This is a genomic window from Lachnoanaerobaculum umeaense (assembly GCF_003589745.1).
Lineage (GTDB): Bacteria > Bacillota > Clostridia > Lachnospirales > Lachnospiraceae > Lachnoanaerobaculum > Lachnoanaerobaculum umeaense.
Genome location: NZ_CP032364.1, coordinates 1,612,464 through 1,632,404, shown reverse-complemented (window position 1 = coordinate 1,632,404; position 19,941 = coordinate 1,612,464). Strand labels below are relative to the sequence as shown.

18 protein-coding genes are annotated in these 19,941 nt (G+C 34.0%); 17 read left to right on the top strand and 1 reads right to left on the bottom strand.

Going from position 1 to position 19,941, the window contains the following annotated elements; all coding sequences use genetic code 11:
* Positions 1–13: 13 nt before the first annotated feature.
* The 17 genes from D4A81_RS07400 to D4A81_RS07320 all read left to right on the top strand — a co-directional run bounded on the left by D4A81_RS07400 (position 14) and on the right by D4A81_RS07320 (position 18,082).
* Positions 14–907, top strand: coding sequence for a carbohydrate ABC transporter permease (locus D4A81_RS07400; RefSeq protein WP_111524540.1), 894 nt, complete (start codon positions 14–16; stop codon positions 905–907).
* Between the two features lie 11 nt (positions 908–918).
* Positions 919–1,779, top strand: a complete 861-nt coding sequence (locus D4A81_RS07395; protein ID WP_111524539.1) for a carbohydrate ABC transporter permease — start codon at positions 919–921, stop codon at positions 1,777–1,779.
* Between the two features lie 24 nt (positions 1,780–1,803).
* On the top strand, positions 1,804–2,775 hold the full coding sequence (locus D4A81_RS07390) for a metallophosphoesterase family protein (RefSeq protein WP_111524538.1): 972 nt from the start codon (positions 1,804–1,806) through the stop codon (positions 2,773–2,775).
* Between the two features lie 40 nt (positions 2,776–2,815).
* Positions 2,816–3,505, top strand: a complete 690-nt coding sequence (locus D4A81_RS07385) for an MBL fold metallo-hydrolase (RefSeq protein ID WP_111524537.1) — start codon at positions 2,816–2,818, stop codon at positions 3,503–3,505.
* A gap of 25 nt (positions 3,506–3,530) precedes the next feature.
* A complete protein-coding gene (locus D4A81_RS07380) occupies positions 3,531–4,361 on the top strand; it encodes a glycerophosphodiester phosphodiesterase family protein (protein ID WP_111524536.1) in 831 nt (276 codons plus the stop codon).
* Between the two features lie 29 nt (positions 4,362–4,390).
* Positions 4,391–6,574 (top strand): extracellular solute-binding protein, encoded by a 2,184-nt coding sequence (locus D4A81_RS07375; RefSeq protein ID WP_111524535.1) that lies wholly within the window; start codon positions 4,391–4,393, stop codon positions 6,572–6,574.
* Positions 6,575–6,593: 19 nt separating this feature from the next.
* On the top strand, positions 6,594–7,655 hold the full coding sequence (locus D4A81_RS07370) for a hypothetical protein (protein WP_111524534.1): 1,062 nt from the start codon (positions 6,594–6,596) through the stop codon (positions 7,653–7,655).
* Between the two features lie 33 nt (positions 7,656–7,688).
* Positions 7,689–8,366 (top strand): MgtC/SapB family protein, encoded by a 678-nt coding sequence (locus D4A81_RS07365; RefSeq protein ID WP_111524533.1) that lies wholly within the window; start codon positions 7,689–7,691, stop codon positions 8,364–8,366.
* A 51-nt stretch (positions 8,367–8,417) separates the two neighbouring features.
* On the top strand, positions 8,418–9,488 hold the full coding sequence (locus D4A81_RS07360; protein WP_111524532.1) for a type I restriction enzyme HsdR N-terminal domain-containing protein: 1,071 nt from the start codon (positions 8,418–8,420) through the stop codon (positions 9,486–9,488).
* A gap of 97 nt (positions 9,489–9,585) precedes the next feature.
* On the top strand, positions 9,586–10,962 hold the full coding sequence (locus tag D4A81_RS07355; protein WP_111524531.1) for an ABC transporter substrate-binding protein: 1,377 nt from the start codon (positions 9,586–9,588) through the stop codon (positions 10,960–10,962).
* A 100-nt stretch (positions 10,963–11,062) separates the two neighbouring features.
* A complete protein-coding gene (locus D4A81_RS07350) occupies positions 11,063–11,956 on the top strand; it encodes a carbohydrate ABC transporter permease (protein ID WP_009663966.1) in 894 nt (297 codons plus the stop codon).
* 9 nt (positions 11,957–11,965) lie between these two features.
* The gene (locus D4A81_RS07345) at positions 11,966–12,826 is read left to right on the top strand and encodes a carbohydrate ABC transporter permease (protein ID WP_009663965.1); all 861 of its coding nucleotides are present in this window, start codon (positions 11,966–11,968) and stop codon (positions 12,824–12,826) included.
* A 27-nt stretch (positions 12,827–12,853) separates the two neighbouring features.
* Positions 12,854–13,594, top strand: a complete 741-nt coding sequence (locus D4A81_RS07340) for a phosphatase (protein ID WP_009663969.1) — start codon at positions 12,854–12,856, stop codon at positions 13,592–13,594.
* Between the two features lie 163 nt (positions 13,595–13,757).
* The gene (locus D4A81_RS07335; protein ID WP_111524530.1) at positions 13,758–15,128 is read left to right on the top strand and encodes a DUF512 domain-containing protein; all 1,371 of its coding nucleotides are present in this window, start codon (positions 13,758–13,760) and stop codon (positions 15,126–15,128) included.
* Complete coding sequence (der, locus tag D4A81_RS07330) at positions 15,121–16,452, top strand: ribosome biogenesis GTPase Der (protein ID WP_111524529.1); 1,332 nt, start codon at positions 15,121–15,123, stop codon at positions 16,450–16,452. The genes D4A81_RS07335 and der overlap by 8 nt, the downstream gene beginning before the upstream one ends.
* The gene (gene plsY, locus D4A81_RS07325) at positions 16,452–17,084 is read left to right on the top strand and encodes a glycerol-3-phosphate 1-O-acyltransferase PlsY (RefSeq protein ID WP_111524528.1); all 633 of its coding nucleotides are present in this window, start codon (positions 16,452–16,454) and stop codon (positions 17,082–17,084) included. Before der ends, plsY begins: the two co-directional genes overlap by 1 nt.
* 2 nt (positions 17,085–17,086) lie before the next feature.
* The gene (locus D4A81_RS07320) at positions 17,087–18,082 is read left to right on the top strand and encodes an NAD(P)H-dependent glycerol-3-phosphate dehydrogenase (RefSeq protein ID WP_111524527.1); all 996 of its coding nucleotides are present in this window, start codon (positions 17,087–17,089) and stop codon (positions 18,080–18,082) included.
* A 66-nt stretch (positions 18,083–18,148) separates the two neighbouring features.
* On the opposite strand, the gene D4A81_RS07315 is transcribed toward D4A81_RS07320, so the two are convergent.
* Positions 18,149–19,894 (bottom strand): Rqc2 family fibronectin-binding protein, encoded by a 1,746-nt coding sequence (locus tag D4A81_RS07315; RefSeq protein ID WP_111524526.1) that lies wholly within the window; start codon positions 19,892–19,894, stop codon positions 18,149–18,151.
* Positions 19,895–19,941 lie beyond the last annotated feature (47 nt).

Here is a 19,941-nt window from a genome sequence, read left to right as displayed (position 1 = left end):
TAAGGAGGATTTTATGAAGCAGACGAAAAGGTCGATTATTACGTTTATGTTACCGGCTGTAGTACTTATGGTAGTTATATTTTTATATCCCACATTAAGAACTATTGCTATGAGCTTGTTTAAGGTAAAGAGTGTTACTACTCCGTTAGTGGACTGGAAATTTGTCGGTTTTGGAAATTTTTTAAAGTTATTTAAAACACCTTTATTTGTCAGATCTATGGTAAATATTCTTAAAATATGGATTTACAACGGTATTGCTACAATGGTTTTATCTATGTTGTTTGCACTGGCTTTTACAAAGGATATTCGATTTAAAAAGTTTTTTAGAACTATAGTTTACCTTCCAAATGTAATTGCAGCGATTGCAGTAGGTTATATGTGGTTGCTTTACGTATACAATAGCAGATTTGGACTTCTTACAACTATGTTTGCAAGACTTGGATTAAAAGCTTTAGCAGATTATCAATGGCTAAATTCAGAACATATGTTTTTCTCAATGTGTATTGCAAATGTGTTCGGTAATGTAGGGTACTTTATGATGATGTTCATAGCAGGAATTGAAAAGATACCGAAAGATTATTTTGAAGCGGCATCATTAGAGGGAATCACAGGATTTCAACGCTTTAGACATATTATTTTTCCTTTGACAAAAGGTGTTTTAAGGACTGCAATAGTATTGTGGACAACAAGAACTATGGGATTTTTTGCCTTATCACAAGTTTTCTCAGGTGTAAATACATATACACCTATGTTATTTACATACCAGACTTTGTTTGGAACGGAAGTAGCTTCAGAGTCAGTAAATGCAGGAATGGCCGCCGCTGCGGCAGTGCTTATGACAGTTATTGTAGTTATTGTGTCAATGATTCTAAATCATGCAATTAAAGATGATAACTATGAGATATAGGAGGTGCAGTGATGAAGAAAAATAAAAGAAAGTCCGATTTCAGATGGAGAAAAGAAGTTACTTTATTACCTAGTTATATTATTGGAATTATTTGGGCCTTTTTTACAATATTTATGATTGGCTGGATTATTGCAGCTTCACTGTCATCAACAAAAGAGGTTTTTACAGGAAATGTATTATCTACCGGGCTACATTTTGAAAATTATACTAAAGCTTTCTTCAGAAATAAAGCATTGATGAATCTTTTAAATTCAGTGATTTATACAGTACCTTCATGTTTTCTCACTATTATAGTGAGCGCACCTGCAGCATACTGCCTTACCAGGTTTAAGTTTAAATTTAACGGTCTGATTAAAAAGAGTATTATTACAGCACTTGGAATTCCCGGTATTATGATTGTTATGCCGCTATTTTCAATTGTCAGTACATTAAAATTGAGTGGAACACATTTGACTTTGATCTTTATATATACGGCAACTTCAGTACCATACACAACTTTCTTTCTAATGGCATTTTTTCAAGGAATATCTGATGTTTATGAAGAGGCTGCGGCAATAGACGGATGTGGTCCGATACAATGCTTTTGGAGAATTATGTTTCCATTGGCACAACCTGCGATTATGACAGTAACAATTTTTAACTTTATAAGCAGATGGAATGAATATTTTATGGCGTTGATTTTTGCCAATAAATCTGAACTTCGCCCTGTAGGTGTAGGTCTTTATCAGACTGTACAATCAATGATGCAATCAGGTGATTGGGCCGGAATGTTTGCATCTGTAGTAATTGTATTTATGCCAACTGTAATTATATACCTATTCCTTTCCGATAAAATTGTGGCAGGGGTGACATCAGGTGGTGTTAAGGGTTAATTTAATAATAATTGAGGTGGCAAAATGCATTATAGTAATGTGAAATTTGGGATTTTTACTGATTTACATCTTGATATTATGCATGATGGAAGAATACGACTGGATACATTCATAGAACAAATGAAGAAAGAGGATGTTGACTTTATCATTCAACTGGGAGATTTTTGTTACCCAGAGGATACAAGTAAATGCCTATGTTCAGAAAAGAATATGCCTATAAATCTTAAAAATGCGATGAGAGTACCGGCTGATGTACCGAAAATTGAACTCTTGGAGAAATTTAATAAATTTTTCAAACCACATTATCATGTACTTGGAAACCATGAGTTCGATTTTTGCTCAAAGGAACAGGCGATGAAGCTCTATGGAATGGATAAGAGATATTACTCTTTCATATGTAAAGGTTGGAAATTCTTAGTGCTTGACGGTAATAATTTTAAAACGAAGACCGGAGAACTTAAAGATTATTATTATGGGGATTATTTTGATTCTGAAGATTTACCATATATTGATTCGGAACAAATGGAATGGATTGAAAAAGAACTGTTGGAATCTGATATACCTATAATAATATTTTCACATCAACCTCTAAATGAAGGCCCCAGAGGTATAAAAAATGCTGATGAACTTTCAAATTTATTCATAAAGGCAAATAGAAGCGGTAAAAAGGTTAGACTTTGTATAAACGGACATACACATGTAGATAGATTGGAATGTGATAAAGGAGTGTATTACTATACTCTAAACAGTATGTCAAATCATTGGATTGGAACAAAGTTTGCAAAACATAGATTTTCAGATGAAATAGAAGAGGCTTTTCCAAATCTTCAGTATACATTTCCATATAAGAGCCCGTTGTATGCAATAGTAGAATTAAATAGCAAAGGGGCTTATATTAAAGGGGAATCGGGAGAGTTTATAAAGCCAAGTCCGTTGGATATGGGGTGTGATGAGGATTTGAGTGCATCTGTACAAGATAGAGAAATCTTATGGTGATTTATATAAAAATTTTATTATAGGAAAGTAAGGAGATAAAATGGAATTAAAATTCACCGGAATAGGAGCGGCATATTACCCGGTGCTGGGAAGTAATTGTGCATTTTTTGAGCATGATAACTGTCTGTACTTAATAGACTGTGGAGAGAGTACTTTTAAAGCTATGTTTTCACGTAATGAAATATATGATTATGATAATATAGTTGTACTGCTTACACACCTTCATGCTGATCATATCGGTAGTCTGGGATCTTTTCTTTCTTTTTGTAAAAATGTACTTGATAAAAAAGTATTATTGGCAGCTGAGGAAGATACCATTGTAAATATATTGGATCAAAGTGGAGTTCACACTGATAAATATAATTTCACAACAGACTTCAAAGAATGCGAAGCGGACGGATTATCTATTTATGTGAAGAGAGAAAGCCATGCTACAGATATGTTATGTTGCGGATTTATTTTTGAATGTAATGGAGAAAAGATATATTACAGTGGTGATACAAGCAATGTTCCGTCTGATATTTTAAACGCCTTTCTATCAGGAGAAATAAAGACTATGTATCAAGAATGTACATTCCTAGATACAGACAGTACATCACATTTTTCTCTTAAGAAATTATGTGAGATTATTCCGTATGAAGAAAGACAACGTGTTTATTGCATGCATTTAGGAGATGATATTGAAGATGATATTGTTAAAGCAGGATTTCGTGTTCCGAAGATAGTATAAATTGGAATGCCGGAGGTAGGTTAGAATGAAAAATACACTTCATTTATACAATAATGATAATGTACAGGTTGTAGCTCATCGTGGAGCGGCAGGTTCCAATATTCCTTGTAATACAATACCTGCATTTGATATCGCTCTAAAAGGCGGTGCATCAATTTTAGAGATGGATCTTTTTAAAAGTACTGACGGTAAAATATTTATTTTTCATACAGGTAAAGAGCCGTATCAACTTAATAAAAATATTGATCTTACAAAACTGGACAGTGAAGAAATAAAAAAACTTCGTCTTATCAATGTTGATTTCAATCCTACACAATGGGGAATAAATTCTTTTGATGATGTATTAGAGCATTTTAAAGGACGCTGTATTTTAAATCTCGATCGTATAGGGGATTGCATACCTGATGTTATTAATGTAGTTGAAAGACATAACATGAAAGATCAGGTTTTACTTAAACATGCCCCGATTCCAAGCGTTTTAAAGATAATTGAAGATGTGGCACCTGATTATATGTTTATGCCGATATATATGGAAGAAGATAATGTTTCTGAGATAATTGAAAAAATGAATATAAATTATATCGGTGCTGAACTTGTGTTTAAAACAGAAGAGTCCCCTGTGATACAACCTGAATATATAGAGAGTATGAAGAAGAGGGGCAAGACTTTATGGGGGAATGCAGTATTATACAATTATAAAATACCTCTTTCAGCCGGGCATACGGATGATGTCTCAATTATTGATGATCCGGATAAAGGATGGGGGTGGTTAGTTGACCATGGCTTTGATATAATTCAAACTGATTGGACATATCAATGCTGTAAGTATTTAAAGGATAGAGGAATAAACCATTAATACTTACAAATCAGATTGGAGTATAGAAAATGGCAACTATAAAAGATATAGCCAAGGTGGCAAAAGTATCGCAGGCAACCGTTTCAAATGTTTTAAACGGGAAAGATAATGTAAGCAGTGATAAAATACGTAGAGTAATGAAAGCAGTTGAGGATATGGGCTATGTTATAAATGAAAAGGCTCAAAACCTCAGAAAGGGTACTGCAAAGATTTTAGCAGTTGTAGTTCCAAATTTATATGATAAAACATACATAGATTTTTTTTCCAGTTTTAAAGATTATGCGGAAAGAAAAGAATATACAGTAGATTTATACATTACAAATGACGATGATGATTATGAGAGGAAGCAGATTCAGAAAATAAAATCCAGAATGACGGAGGGAGTAGCTGTTTTTACATCCATATCAGATGGAAGTGAGGCTTACTATGAAGCAGGATTTTCAAATAAAGATGTTATTTTTATATCTAATAAACAGCCATATAGTTGTAAGTTTATCGGATATGATGATATAGAGGCCGGAAAAGAGATTGCAAAAAAAATATTGCAAGGTAATTATGAAAAAGTTGCTCTTTTAACAGGACCTCTTACATATTCAGGGAAAATGGACTTTCGTAATTCATTTTTAGAAAGTATTGGAAAATCAGATAAAATATCAGAAGTATATGAGAGAGTTACTACTGAGCAGTGCAAATATCAGAATGTAGTGAGAGTTTTTACTCATATGCAACCTGATGCAGTCGTTACCGACAGTATATCATTGGCTCAAACGGTAAAAAGTGTATATCAAAACTTCTATAGAAATAAGCCGGTAGATATCGTTTCACTTTCTCCTGTATATACTATTCCTGAAAGAGATATTATTAGGTATGAAATAGACTATAGAAAAATGGGTATAGATGCCGCTTCATATCTAATAAACCGTAACTGGGAAAATAGAAATGAACTGATTATAGAATCAAAAGGGTTTTCAGATTGGCCAAAAATAAATTCAAGAAATGAAGAAAATGTATTGAATATTTTATCTATTGCAAGCCCTACTACACGAGCACTTAAGACAGTGGTAAATTTGTATGAATTTAATACCGGAATAAAGATACGAATAACAGAATCAGACTATGAAAGTATGTATAAACTGGTAAAAAACCGGGGGGCGGAACTTCCATATGATATAGTTCGTATGGATAAAGATTGGTTTCCGGTTTTAGCTAAATCAGTATTTGAGCCACTTACAAATATAGAATCCAATATCGGTAACAGCTTAGACGGTTTTTTGCCTAATGCACTAAAAAATTATTCTTATCTTGATGGTGATATTTATGCATTACCGGGAACACCAAGTATTCAATTACTGTTTTATAGAAAAGATTTGTTCGAGGATACAAGATTAAAAAGATTATACTATGAGATGTACAAGAAATCATTAGAGGTTCCAAAGACCTTTGAAGAGTATAATCGTATTGCATATTTTTTTACAAATGAATTTAACAATGAATCTCCGATTAAGTATGGTTGCAGCTTTACATCAGGAGAGCCCGGAACTGTCGGTGTTGAATTTTTGATGAGATATTTTAGTCATTCAAAAAGATTATTTGATGAAAATGGAAATATTCTTTTAAATACTGAGGCAGCAAGAGATGCATTAAGAGAAACGAAAGACTCTTGGAATTATTCCTCAAAAATAGAGCACAATTGGTGGACAGATTCAGCTCAGGAGTTTGCGGAAGGTGATACGGCAATGGGTATTTATATGATAAATCATGTTAGTGGATTTGTCGGACCGGACTCAAAGATCAGAGGGAAAATAGGGTGGTCTATTGTACCCGGAGATAATCCTATGCTTGGTGGTAGTGTTCTTGGTATTTCTAAATATTCAAAAAATAAGGATATTGCTTTAGACTTTTTGAAATGGATTAGTCGAGATGATATAGGTACAGCTACTGTATTACTTGGCGGTATGTCTGCAAAAAAATCGGCATATGATGACACTGAGGTAAATGATGCTTACCCATGGCTTGATTATGCGAAAAAATGTTTTGAAAATGTTCAGACCAACTCCTATCCGATAGTAGATGGAGATAATATTGGATTAAAAGAGTTGCAGAATTTACTAGGTGTGGCAATAAAAAAAGGTATAATGGAGAATTTAGATATTGATGAAATACTTGAAGCTGCTATGACCGATTATAAAAATTTAAAAAAGAAAAAACTTTGACAGATAGAGGAGGCTTTAAATGTCGGATTTTCCTTATAAATCAAGCAAATATAGATATACAGCAATAAGATTTATTAAAAGTAAAAAAGGTATATTTGGAATACCGAAGATTAATATAAGTGCAGATTTTGAATGTGAGATTACAAAAGAAAACGGTTTATATTATGAAACGTATGGGGAAATTGTAATTTATATAAAGCATTTTATCTTAAAGGATGCTTGCTTGATTTCTATAGACGTAGAAGACAGTGAAGAATATGAAATAAAGTATATATTATGTGAAGGCAAATATATAGCATTTGATCACAGTAATAACAAATATATATTTCAAATTGAAATTAGTGGACTTCTTGGTCCGACAAGAACATTATATGCACATAGTATTTTAAGAGAAGACGGCATTACTCTTAGAGTTGAAGAGAACGATATTGGAAGGTGTGCGGGAAAATATGATAAAGATACATATCCGCAAACTCAAATCGATGCTTCGGTTCACTATACATTTGCGGCAAGAGAAGTCTTAAGGCATATGGGTATAGGAAAATATTTGCATGACAATCATCTCGGATATATATTGCTTCTTGGATTTGAAACATGTAATGAGTTACACCCTGATTATCCACCGCATTGGCATTTGATATTCAGATGGCCATATTTTTGTGGCTCACAGGCACCTCATATATACATTGATAAAGAAGGAAAGATGGAGTCAAATGTAACTTATATTGACGGAATAAGTGGAGTATGCAGAAAGTATCAGACATTAGAATGGTGCAAGATTGTTGATATGTACGGTGCGGATGTAATTGCTTTTAGACTGGTAGAAGATGGAGGTATGGAGCTTACTTCTCCCGGTGGAAATACCTATAAAATTGCCCCTTATAGTATGGAAGACGGTGTAAAAGTATATTGTGATGAAAGGTATATTGGTAATATTACCGTAAAAAATGACACTGATAACGGACAGATTAAGTTATTATGGAATAACAGCGATTGTATTCAAGGTTCTTATAAAGAGATTATAGAATATGATCAATATACGGGAACTATTACAAAGATTGAATTTGACGATAGTAAGTAAAGACGATAGTAAGTAAATATGAGGAGATGATAAATGGAAAAATATGTAATTAATGATAGTATTTTTTTATTTCAGCTTATATGTGCCGGACTTTGTGGTACAGCTTTAGGAGTGGAACGACAGAGTAGAATGAAGTCTGCCGGAGTAAGAACACATTTCATAGTATCCGTAGCATCTGCACTTATGATGATTGTATCAAAATACGGTTTTTTAGATGTTATCTCGATTGAAGGTGCAAGTGTGGATATATCCAGAGTTGCAGCAGGAATTATATCAGGTATAGGTATACTTGGAGGAGGATTGATTTTCATCAGCAAACAAGGGCTTGTTCGAGGTATGACAACTGCTGCCGGAATATGGATGACAGTAGGCATTGGTATGGCTATAGGTGCAAGAATGTATATACTTGGTTTTGAAGGTACAATCCTTATACTTATTATGCAGTGTTTATTCCATAGAAAACTCGAAATACTAAAAGATCCTTTACGAGCAAAGGTAATGTTTTTGGTTGGAGACAGAAAAGAAGATGTAGAAACAGTAGTTCAAAAGCTTGAGGATATTGGTATGGAAGTAAGTATGATAAAGGTTGAAAGAAAGGGAGATAAAAACTTTCAGATGAAATGTGAAACTGTGCTTCCAAGAAATATGGAAAGAGACGATTTTACAGAAAAAATTGTGGGAATAGAAAATTTATTATCTTATGAGGTTTAAACCTCATATTTAGATAATTACAATGTAAACAGATATAGAATGGTGGGAGAAATGATTTCTTTTAATGATGTATATCTTAATAATTCAATTAGGAAAACAGCAATACGTATAATAAAAAAATGTCCCGGTATATATGGGATGATTAAAGTGGGTATAAATGCAAATTTTGAAGTTGGAATTTCAAATGAACCTAATTTATGCTATGAAGTACCAAATGAATTTGTTTTTTATATTGAACATGAAAAAAAACATGATAAAGGGGATGTACATGTTTCGTTTGAACTTAAAAACGAATTAGATATAGAAGCAATATTGGTAGAAAAAGATTACATACAGTTTGAAAAAAATGGAAATCAAATATTATTTAAATTTGATATTAGTGGGTTTACAGGAAGTACTACAACGCTTAGTATACATACTCGGATTGAAGAGCCGGGTTTAAAAATTAGATTAGAACATAATCATATTGGAAGAAAAGCGGGAATGTACAGAAATATCAATTATCCCGGAACGCAGATTATTGCCGCACACCATTATATAATGGGTATGAGAGAAATTATAAGGATGCTAAATTTGCCATCATATCTAGCAAATAATAATTTAGGATATATGTATATTTTGGGGTTTGAAACAAATAATGAAATTCATACTGATTATCCTCCACATTGGCATCTTATATATCGTTGGGAAACATTTGTCGGTTCTCAAGCTCCTCACTTATATTTAGGAGAAAATGGAGAAACATTATATAATAAATGTTATATCGACGGTATAGAAGGTGTTTGTAGAACTTTTGAAAATGGAGAATGGTGTAAGTTTGTTGACTATTTAGGAACGGATGTATGTGCTTTGTGTGTTAAAGATGATGGCGTTTTTGTAACTAAACCATATGGTGATGTCTACCATATGAGTAATTTTGAAGAAAATAAGGTTGTGATTAAAAAAAATGATGTAAAAATTGGGGAAATAGAAGTAGCAGATGATGTTAAAAAAGGAATATATGAAATAAAATGGACAAAGTTATCCGGTATAGAAACACCTGGGAGTTATGTTCAAAAAATAATATATGATCCGTTAACAGGTGTATTTTTTGAAAGTCATGTACACAATTTTGGTTTATAATTTTTATTCACTATGAACGTTAATAAAAAGTATTAAATGAAACAGAGTCTTTAATAGTTAAAGATTCACATAAAAATATTTCTTTAAGGAGGAAAAAATGAAGAAGGTTGTAAATTTATTTTCGACAGTTGCATTATCTCTATGCTTTTTGTGCGCATGTGGTGGGAACAGTGCGACAACAAGTGGAGGTGATGGTTCTGTAAAATCGGGAAGTGGAAATGAGAGCTCTGAAAACGCTACTCCGGAAGTCAAGCAAGCAGATGCAGGTAGCAAATTAAACGCAGACATAGTATATTGGTCATCATATACAGAGAGTTCTAATTATGGTCAAAGTATTAAAGCAGCAGCAGATGCATTTATGAAGGAGAATCCCGGAGTAAAGATTTCAATTTCTTTCCAGGGAACTGATATTTCATCTACACTTACTCCGGCACTTCAGGCAGGTAATAATATAACAATGTTTGAGGCAAATAGCGATAATGTTGTTCGCCTATGGAAAGACTATCTAATGGATTTGGGTGAGTTTTACGAAAAAACTTATCCTCAAACAGGTGGAAAGTCTTATGCTGACAGTATTCTCCCTGCATATGAAAAGCTGGCAAAGACACAAGGAGATGGGAAATATGTATACTTTCCTTATACTCCACAGTTCTTAAATGTATGGTATAACAAAGATATTTTCGAGGAATGTGGCATAACCGAAAAACCAAAAACTTGGGATGAAATGATGGAAGTATGCGCTACGCTTAAAAAGAATGGTTATACTCCATTTACTTCTGATCAAAATCATATTGATTATAATTTGAGTCTTTATTTGGAACGTCTTTTAGGTGCTGAGGGAACTAATGAGTTAGCGAATGGTGATGGTTCTGCATGGGATAATCCGGAGGTTTTAAAAGCTGTAAAGAAATTTGAGGATGCTGCAAGTAAGGGGTATTGGGCCGAGAATATTATGACAGTTGTTACTCCGGAAGCACAGCAAGAGATGGTTCTTGATAAGAAAATTGCTATGTATGTATGTGGTTCTTGGATGCCTAATAATGTACGTGAATCAGCAGGGGATGATTTTAGATGGGGTAGCTTTACATATCCACTTGTTGAGAATGGTGCTGATGATGGCTCTTCTCTATGTTATGGATGTTATGGTATAGCAATAAATAAAAATGCTACAGCTGAAGAAGCTGAGGCTTGTGCAGCTTTTGCTACATATTTAACACTTGGTGAATGGGGAGATTATATGGTTAAGAATTGTAATGCAATCCCTATTACTAATGATCCTAATGTTAAATGGCCGAAGATGATTGCTGACGCTGAGCATATTTATGATGGAATTACTAATAGGTGGCCTGCACATGGACATATGAGAACTAATGGTGATTTTTTACCTGTTTTTCAGTCTGCATGTACTAAGCTTTATGGTGGTAAAATGACAGCAGAAGAATTTATTGCTGAATGTAAAGCGTATTTTAAGTAAAGCACACATAGACTGTTAATTATTTAAAATAAAAGTTGGTATCTAATTTTAGGTACCAACTTTTATAGAATATGAATTAATTGTATATAGGAAGTGAGAGGTGATTAGATTGAGACAAAAAAAAACCACAATATTTATATTTATTGCTCCTGCTATAATTCCTTTTCTTGCTTTTTTTTGTTATCCGGTTCTAAGAACTTTTTTGATGAGCTTTTTTGATGTTGAGCAAATTAGTAGTAAGATTGTGACTTGGAAGTTCGTAGGTCTAGATAATTATTTTACATTAAAGGCAACAAGTTTTCCTAATTCATTGATGATGTTATTTAAAGTTTGGCTCTGCTGTGGTATTGTTGTTTTTATACTTTCATTATTATTTGCAACTATGTTAACATCAGGAGTATATGGAAAAGGCTTTTTTCGCTCAATGTTATATTTAACAAATGTTATTCCACAAATTGCACTTGGATATATGTGGACATTATATGTATTTAGTTCACGCTTTGGAATGCTAAAAAAGCTATTTAATTCTGTTGGATTAGAAAAGGCTGCAAGTTTTGCTTGGACATCTCCCGATAATATGTTTATTTCTATGTGTATTGCGTATGTATTTAGTTGTACAGGATATTTTATGCTTCAATATATGGCCGCAATTGAAGCTATTCCTAAAAGTCTCTATGAGGCAGCTGAAATAGATGGTGCTACAAAGTTTTCACAATTTTTGAATATTACTTTTCCTCTAATTCGTAATACGTTAGTTACTTCATTAACATTGTGGACTAGTCGTGTATGTGCTTTTTTTGCCCTGTCAAGAGTTTTTATATCTTCAAAGACGGTTTCACCATTGATGTATATATATAATGTTTTATTTGGTACAGATTCAAGTAATACGGCAGTTGGAGTAGGAGCAGCAGCATCAGTTATAGTTGCACTCATTGTTGTAGCAGTATTTATGATTTCCAATCTTATTCCAAAGAATAAGGATATTGAACTTTAGGAGGGGATTATGAATAATAATATAAAGACGAATAATATACGACTACGTCAACAAGTAAGGTTAATTCCGGGATATATCCTGCTTATACTTTGGTGTTTATTTATAGTTGTAATGTTAGGTTGGATAGTTATAGCAAGTTTATCAACAACTAAAGAAATCTTTTCAGATAATCTACTTAGAAGCGGACCACATTGGGATAATTATACACATGTAATAAAAAATGGACATTTAGTTACTGCATTTTTGAATTCACTTTTATATAGTGCATCATCAGTATTCTTTAGTATATTGATTTGTGCTCCGGCCGCATATGGGCTGGCAAGATTTAAATTTAAATTTAGTGAAGCGATAAAGCGCTTGCTGGTAATAGGTTTAGGTGTGCCGGGAGTTATGATTATAATGCCGCTATTTTCGCTTGTAAGTGCACTAAATGTGAGTAATTCAAAAATTACACTCATAGTAATTTATGTTGTCACATCTATTCCGTTCTCTACATTTTATCTTCTTCCGGCCTTTACTGATATATCAGATAGTTATGAAGAGGCGGCTGCAATTGATGGATGCGGTCCACTACGAACTTTTTGGACCATTGTGTTTCCACTTGCCGGTAATAGTATTACAACGTTGGTAATTTTCCAGTTTATTGGAAAATGGAATGAATATTTTATGGCACTTATATTTGCCGGAAGTACAGAAAATATGTCGTTAAGTGTCGCACTTTATCAACTTATCGTTGCTATGACAAGAGAAGGAGGATGGAGTGGAATGTTTGCTGCTGTTACATTTGTTTCAGCACCTACGATAATTATTTATATTTTATTGTCTAAAAGATTAATTGGAGGAGCTACAGCCGGAGGATTAAAAGGCTAATAAAAATTCAATTGAAATGAGGTTAATATGAAAGATATAATGGATTTGCATACACATACAGTTGCTAGTGGGCATGCCTATAATACGATATATGAAATGGCAAGAAGTGCTTCAGAAAGGGGATTATCTTTACTTGGTATAACTGATCATGGACCGGCTATGAAATCAGGTGTGCCGGCAAATTATTTTAATAATTTTAAGATGCTTCCAAGAGAATTGTATGGAATCAAATTAATGTTTGGATGTGAACTGAATATTTTAGATTACGATGGTAAAATCGATTTACCACAATCTATGTTGGAAAAACAAGATTTTACTGTAGCGAGTATTCATAAACCTCTTTACACTATTGGAACAGTATCACAAAATACAAAGGCATATATAAGTGCTATGCAAAATCCATATATTCAGATTATTGGACATCCTGATGATGCAGACATTCCTGTGGATTATGAAGAACTTGTTTGTGCTGCAAAAGAAAATCATGTTTTGTTAGAAGTAAATAGCGAATCTCTTAATCCTAGATGTGTGAGAAATAGTGGAGCAACTAAGAATTACATGAAAATGTTAGATTATTGTAAGACATATAAGGTTTCTATTGTATTAGATAGTGATGCTCATTGTGAAATAGATGTAGGAAATCATGAAAAATCAATTGCTTTACTTGAGAGCATAAGTTTTCCGGAAGAGTTGGTTGTGAATCGTTCTATTGAGGCTTTATCAGAATATATTATGTTACCAACACAAAAAATCGGCAATAAAAAATAAGATGTTGAAATCTAAAATTTAATATGTTAGACTGAAAGAGGCAAATGAAGTTAAGATATGTAGTCGGATAGTGCTACAATAAGAAAGCCACGAGCTCGTATCTCGTGGCTTTTTCCGTTATAGTAGTATATGTCATTTGCTATTTACAAATGAATGGAGTAAAATGAGTTTTCATATAATAAAGAGCATTGCCAAAGGGTCTATAGCCGAGGAGCTTGAAATAGAGCCGGGAGATAAGCTTATATCTATTGATGGTAATGAAATAAAAGATGTATTAGATTATAGATATTATATAAATGCCGAAGAGTTCACCATGGTGATTGAAAAAGCAAATGGTGAAGAGTGGGAGCTGGATATTGAAAATGACTATGAAGATATAGGACTGGAGTTTGAAGAGGGACTTATGAGTGATTATAAATCCTGTACAAACAACTGTATATTCTGCTTTATAGACCAGATGCCACAGGGAATGAGAGAGACACTTTATTTTAAAGATGATGATTCCAGACTTTCCTTTTTACAAGGGAATTATGTAACACTCACAAATATGAAGGATGCGGATATTGATAGAATAATAAGGTTTAATTTGGCACCTATCAATATATCAGTACATACTACAAATCCTGAACTTAGAAAAAAGATGCTTCACAATCGCTTTGCAGGAGAGTCACTAAGGTATATAGATAAGCTTTATGAGAAAAATGTACCTATGAACGGGCAGGTGGTTATGTGTCCGGGGTATAATGACGGTGAAGAGTTAAAGCGTACATTAAATGATTTATTAAAATACGCACCTACAATGGAGAGCGTATCGGTAGTGCCTGTAGGTGTTACAAAGTACAGGGACGATTTGCCAAGACTTTCACTTGTGGATAAGGCTAAGGCAATAGAGACCATAGAAATTATAGAGGATATTCAAAGAAAAGCTATGGAAAAATGTAATATACATTTTGCTCAGGCAAGTGATGAGTTTTATCTGATTGCAGAAAGAGAAATGCCCGGGGAAGATACCTATGACGGGTATATACAGCTGGAAAACGGTGTGGGAATGCTTAGACTTCTGAGTGAGGAAGTACAAGATGCAATAGAAACCTTGCAAATAGATAAAGCGGATATGAAAAAGGAAGAGGTTATAAGTATCGCAACAGCCATTTTGCCTGCACATTCCATGAAGAAACTGGCAAAAAAGGTTGAGAAAAGATTCCCGGCAAAAAAGATAAATTTCTATACCATAAGAAATGATTTCTTTGGAGAGAGGATTACCGTTGCGGGGCTTTTGACCGGAGTTGATATAATAAATCAGCTAAAGGGAAAGGATCTGGGCGAAAGACTTTTGCTCTCTGTAAATATGTTTAGAAGTGGAGAAGAGGTATTGCTGGATGATTTAACCAGAACCGATATTGAAAGAGAATTAAATGTCAAAACAGTTATTGTCGGTCAGTCAGGTTACGATCTGGTAAATGCCATAGTATCTGACAGTTATATAGAAGAAAATGCCTATAAGGCATATGAAAAAGGAGTTAATAATGAGTAAACCCGTAGTTGCCATTATAGGCAGGCCGAATGTAGGAAAGTCTACATTGTTTAACGCCATAGCAGGGGAGCCTATTTCCATAGTAAAGGATACCCCGGGAGTGACAAGAGACAGAATATATGCCGATTGTACATGGCTTGATATGAATTTTACACTTATAGATACAGGTGGAATAGAGCCGGACAGCAGTGATATCATACTTTCACAGATGAGAGAACAGGCTGAGATAGCTATAGAGACAGCAGATGTAATAGTATTTATTACAGATGTGCGTCAAGGTCTTGTGGATTCTGACTCTAAGGTTTGTGATATGTTAAGAAAGTCAAGAAAACCGGTTGTACTTGCCGTAAACAAGGTTGACTCAATGGCTAAATTTGGAAATGATGTATATGAGTTTTACAATCTGGGAATAGGAGATCCTGTACCGGTATCAGCGGCATCCAGACTTGGTATAGGTGACTTACTTGAGGCTGTAGCGGCACATTTTAAGAGTAGGGACACTGAAGATGATGAGGATGATGACAGACCGAGAATTGCCATAGTCGGAAAGCCAAATGTAGGTAAATCATCTATTATCAACAGACTTACAGGTCAAAACAGAGTAATCGTATCGGATATTGCAGGAACTACCAGAGATGCTATAGATACTGTAGTTGTAAACAATAAGCAGGAATATGTTTTTATAGATACAGCAGGCCTTAGAAGAAAATCAAAGGTAAAAGAAGATATTGAAAGATATTCAATAATTAGAACTGTAACTGCTGTAGACAGAGCTGATGTGGTAATACTTGTTATTGATGCAAATGAGGGTGTTACAGAGCAGGATGCAAAGATTGCCGGAATAGCACATGATAAGGGTAAGGGTATTATTGTTGCTGTAAATAAATGGGATCTTATTGAAAAGGATAATAAAACTATTTATGAGTACACCAATAATATAAAGAGAATACTTTCATTTATGCCATATGCGGAGTTTGTCTTTATATCTGCACTAAGCGGTCAGAGACTTCAAAAGCTTTTTGAGATGATAGATATTGTCAGAGAGAATCAGACACTCAGAATACAGACAGGTGTTTTAAATGAGATTATCTCAGAAGCTACAGTAATGCAGCAGCCACCATCAGATAAGGGTAAGAGATTAAAGATATTCTATACCACACAGGTAGCAGTAAAGCCGCCTACATTTGTTATTTTTGTAAATATAAAGCAACTTATGCATTTCTCCTATCAAAGATATTTGGAGAACAAGATTAGAGAGGCCTTTGGATTTAAGGGTACATCTATAAGATTTATTATCAGAGAAAGAGGAGAGGACAATAAATAATGATTAGAATTCTTCTTTTAATAATAGGATATATTATCGGAAATATAGAGACCGGATACATATTCGGAAAACTCAATAAGATGGATATAAGAAATTATGGTTCAGGAAATGCCGGTGCAACAAATACTCTTAGGGTACTTGGCCCAAAGGCAGGACTTATAGTTTTTTTAGGAGATTTTTGTAAATCCTTGATTCCCTGTTTGGTTGTAAGATATATTTTTAGAGATAATGTAAGTTTAAGCTATATGTATATGCTCTATATTGGACTTGGTGTGGTACTTGGTCACAACTTCCCATTCTATCTTGGGTTTAAAGGTGGAAAGGGAGTTGCTTCCACAGCAGGTATTATAATGGCTTTGGATATAAGGATTGCAGCAGTCTGTCTAGCTGCATTTATAGTTATAGTTGCTTTTACAAGATATGTGTCATTGGCATCAATAGTTGTAATGATTATCTTCATAGGTATGTCACATCTGTTGGTAAAGACAAACTACGGATTTGCCAATGGAAGTTCACCGATGGAATTTAGACTTTTAGTTGTTGTTATCGGATTTTTATCAATATTTATGCATAGAGCAAATATAAAAAGACTACTTAGTGGTACGGAGAATAAAATAGGGAAAAAGGTGTGAAAATGAATATTTCAGTTATTGGTTCAGGTACTTGGGGTATGGCACTTGCAAGACTCCTATTTGATAATGGACATAGTATAAAAGTGTGGTCTGCAATTGAAAGCGAGATAAAAGAGCTTAGAGAAAGCCGTACACATAAAAATCTTCCGGGTGTTGTATTTGATGAAGCTATTAGATTTGAAAGCGATTTGGAAGTTGCTATGGAGGGCTCAAAGATTTGTGTGCTTTCAGTACCTTCTATTTTTACTAGAAGCACTGCAAAAAGGATGGCACCATTCTATAAAGATGGCCAAATAATTGTAAATGTTGCAAAGGGTGTTGAAGAAAATACTCTTAAAATACTTACAGAGCAGATTTTAGATGAAATAAAGAATGCAAATGTAGCAGTACTTTCAGGACCAAGCCATGCAGAAGAAGTGGTAAGACTTCTTCCTACAACCTGTGTAGCAGGAGCAAATGATTTAAAAACTGCAGAGCTTATTCAGTCAGTGTTTATGAGTCCGGTATTTAGAGTATATACTTCTACAGATATGCTTGGAATTGAGCTTGGCGGTTCACTAAAAAATGTTATAGCTTTGGCAGCAGGTATCTCAGATGGACTTGGTTATGGCGACAATGCAAAAGCAGCACTCATTACCAGAGGAATTGTCGAAATAAGCAGACTTGGTACAGCTATGGGAGCAAATCTGGAGACTTTCTATGGACTTTCAGGTATTGGTGATTTGATAGTTACTTGTGCAAGTAAGCATAGTAGAAACAGAAAAGCAGGTATGCTTATGGGACAGGGAAAGACTATGGATGAGGCTATGAAAGAAGTGTCAATGGTTGTAGAAGGTGTATATTCTGCAAAGGCTGCCAAATCTTTGGCTGAAAAGTACAATATCTGTATGCCTATTGTTGATGAAGTGAATGCTGTTCTTTTTGAAAATAAGGATCCAAAGCAGGCAGTGGATGCACTTATGCTTAGAGACAGGATTTCAGAGAGTATTGGAATGTAAAGATAAAAGGGCTGTTATTGAAGATAATACTTTTTTGTGTTGTATTTCAATAACAGCCTTATAAAATTATTTTACAAGTTGTAAATCAGCCTTTGGTGTAGCTATCATTGACCAGTTGGAATGATAGATTACAAAGCCGGGAGCTGCACCTGCAACTTTTTTTATATTTTTCTTTTGTATATAGTCCACTTCGACCTTCTCGGAATCTTTTGCCTTTGAATAGAAGGCAGCGAGTGCGGCAGCTTCTTCATATACTCTGTCAGGAAGTTCCTCTTCATTGTTTGATTTTAAAATTACATGTGAACCCGGTATACCCTTTGCGTGAAACCACCAGTCATTTCCGGTAGCGACTTTAAAGGTAAGCTCCTCATTCTGATAATTATTTTTACCCACATATATATCATAACCGTCCGTTGAAATATAGTGATATGGATGAGAGGTACTCTTTTTTTGTTTTACTGAAGAATGTTTTTTGATATAACCGAAATCTACAAGCTCCTGACGGATCTGTGAAAGACTCTCATCATCACTTGAAACCTCAAGTGCAGTTTGAATAGAGAGCAAATGTTCAATATCATTTTTTGTATTTAAAATTTCTTCACTGAGTGCCTTTGTGGTTCTGCTAAGTTTTGCATACTTATCATAGTATTTTTTTGCATTTTCTTTGGCAGTCTTGTTTTTATCCAATGGAATTGTTATCTCTTTATTTTCATCATAGAAATTTTCGGTTGTAAAGGAACTTTCTCCTCCTTTAAGGCTGTATCCGTAAGTATTTAAAAGGTCTCCGTATATTCTGTAAATATCTTTTTTATCAGCATCTTGAAGCTGCTTTTCCTGAAGGTCATACTTTTTACTTGCTCTTTCCAATGCAGTATTTACAATACGACGTAGATCTGAGCTCTTTTGCCTGTTAAGCACAAAGGATTCTCTGGAAGAGTAGAAATCATATAACATCTTACTGATAGAGTCATAGTACGTATTTTTATATTCATCACTTTCATATGAATAAAGCTTGACAGAAGAAAACTCAATAGCTTCTTCTTTTCTGTATACTATATTTGGTGAGAAGTTGTGAGAGCTTATATCATCAAGTAAATTCTTTATTGTATGAAAAAGATGAGTATATTCAAGTTCACTTAGTGATGTGGAAGGAGCTTGTGAGGAAAGAGAAGCCCTTAAAACTATTTCCTCAGCAATAAGCGGACTGATACCTGCAAAGTTCATATAAATGGACTTTGACAGAGCATATTCCTTTGATTTTAAAATCTCTATAAACTCCTCAAGTTCAGTATTTAACAAATCTTTTTTCTTTAATTCATCAGGCAGGAAGTATTCCCTTCCCGGAAGTACTTCCCTTAAAGAACTCATATTTGCGGAGATCCTCTTGATAGAATCGATTATTTTATTATTTTCATCGGTAAAGATTATATTGGAATGCTTACCCATTATTTCCACATACATGCATTTATGACTCAGATCTCCTAGTTCATTTAGATGTTCAAGCTTAAAGCAGAGTATTCTCTCAAGTCCCATTTGAAATATATCAGTTATTTTTGCTGTTCCGATATATTTTCTAAGCAACATCAAAAAAGCAGGAGCAACCTTTGGAGCAGGTTTATTTACATCGGTAAGATAAACCAGTGGAAGAGAAGCACTTGCAGAAATTAAAAGTCTGTAGGTCTTTGCATTGTTTTTTATTGTAAAAATAAGCTCATTTTCTTCAGGCATTGATATCTTTGATATTCTTCCGCCCACAAGATTTGTATTAAGCTCGTATGATAAATTTGATATGACTATACCGTCAAAAGCCATGTTGTACCCCTATTCTAAAACATATATTGATAGTAATTTTTTAAACT

What these genes read in the sequence shown, in the direction of transcription:
- D4A81_RS07375 (WP_111524535.1), top strand. Translation starts at nt 4,391, where the DNA reads ATGGCAACTATAAAAGATATAGCCAAGGTGGCAAAAGTATCGCAGGCA.
- D4A81_RS07315 (WP_111524526.1), bottom strand. Translation starts at nt 19,894, where the DNA reads ATGGCTTTTGACGGTATAGTCATATCAAATTTATCATACGAGCTTAAT.
- D4A81_RS07340 (WP_009663969.1), top strand. Translation starts at nt 12,854, where the DNA reads ATGAAAGATATAATGGATTTGCATACACATACAGTTGCTAGTGGGCAT.
- D4A81_RS07365 (WP_111524533.1), top strand. Translation starts at nt 7,689, where the DNA reads ATGGAAAAATATGTAATTAATGATAGTATTTTTTTATTTCAGCTTATA.
- plsY (WP_111524528.1), top strand. Translation starts at nt 16,452, where the DNA reads ATGATTAGAATTCTTCTTTTAATAATAGGATATATTATCGGAAATATA.
- D4A81_RS07360 (WP_111524532.1), top strand. Translation starts at nt 8,418, where the DNA reads ATGATTTCTTTTAATGATGTATATCTTAATAATTCAATTAGGAAAACA.
- D4A81_RS07320 (WP_111524527.1), top strand. Translation starts at nt 17,087, where the DNA reads ATGAATATTTCAGTTATTGGTTCAGGTACTTGGGGTATGGCACTTGCA.
- D4A81_RS07345 (WP_009663965.1), top strand. Translation starts at nt 11,966, where the DNA reads ATGAATAATAATATAAAGACGAATAATATACGACTACGTCAACAAGTA.
- D4A81_RS07370 (WP_111524534.1), top strand. Translation starts at nt 6,594, where the DNA reads ATGTCGGATTTTCCTTATAAATCAAGCAAATATAGATATACAGCAATA.
- D4A81_RS07335 (WP_111524530.1), top strand. Translation starts at nt 13,758, where the DNA reads ATGAGTTTTCATATAATAAAGAGCATTGCCAAAGGGTCTATAGCCGAG.
- D4A81_RS07395 (WP_111524539.1), top strand. Translation starts at nt 919, where the DNA reads ATGAAGAAAAATAAAAGAAAGTCCGATTTCAGATGGAGAAAAGAAGTT.
- D4A81_RS07400 (WP_111524540.1), top strand. Translation starts at nt 14, where the DNA reads ATGAAGCAGACGAAAAGGTCGATTATTACGTTTATGTTACCGGCTGTA.
- der (WP_111524529.1), top strand. Translation starts at nt 15,121, where the DNA reads ATGAGTAAACCCGTAGTTGCCATTATAGGCAGGCCGAATGTAGGAAAG.
- D4A81_RS07385 (WP_111524537.1), top strand. Translation starts at nt 2,816, where the DNA reads ATGGAATTAAAATTCACCGGAATAGGAGCGGCATATTACCCGGTGCTG.
- D4A81_RS07355 (WP_111524531.1), top strand. Translation starts at nt 9,586, where the DNA reads ATGAAGAAGGTTGTAAATTTATTTTCGACAGTTGCATTATCTCTATGC.
- D4A81_RS07380 (WP_111524536.1), top strand. Translation starts at nt 3,531, where the DNA reads ATGAAAAATACACTTCATTTATACAATAATGATAATGTACAGGTTGTA.
- D4A81_RS07390 (WP_111524538.1), top strand. Translation starts at nt 1,804, where the DNA reads ATGCATTATAGTAATGTGAAATTTGGGATTTTTACTGATTTACATCTT.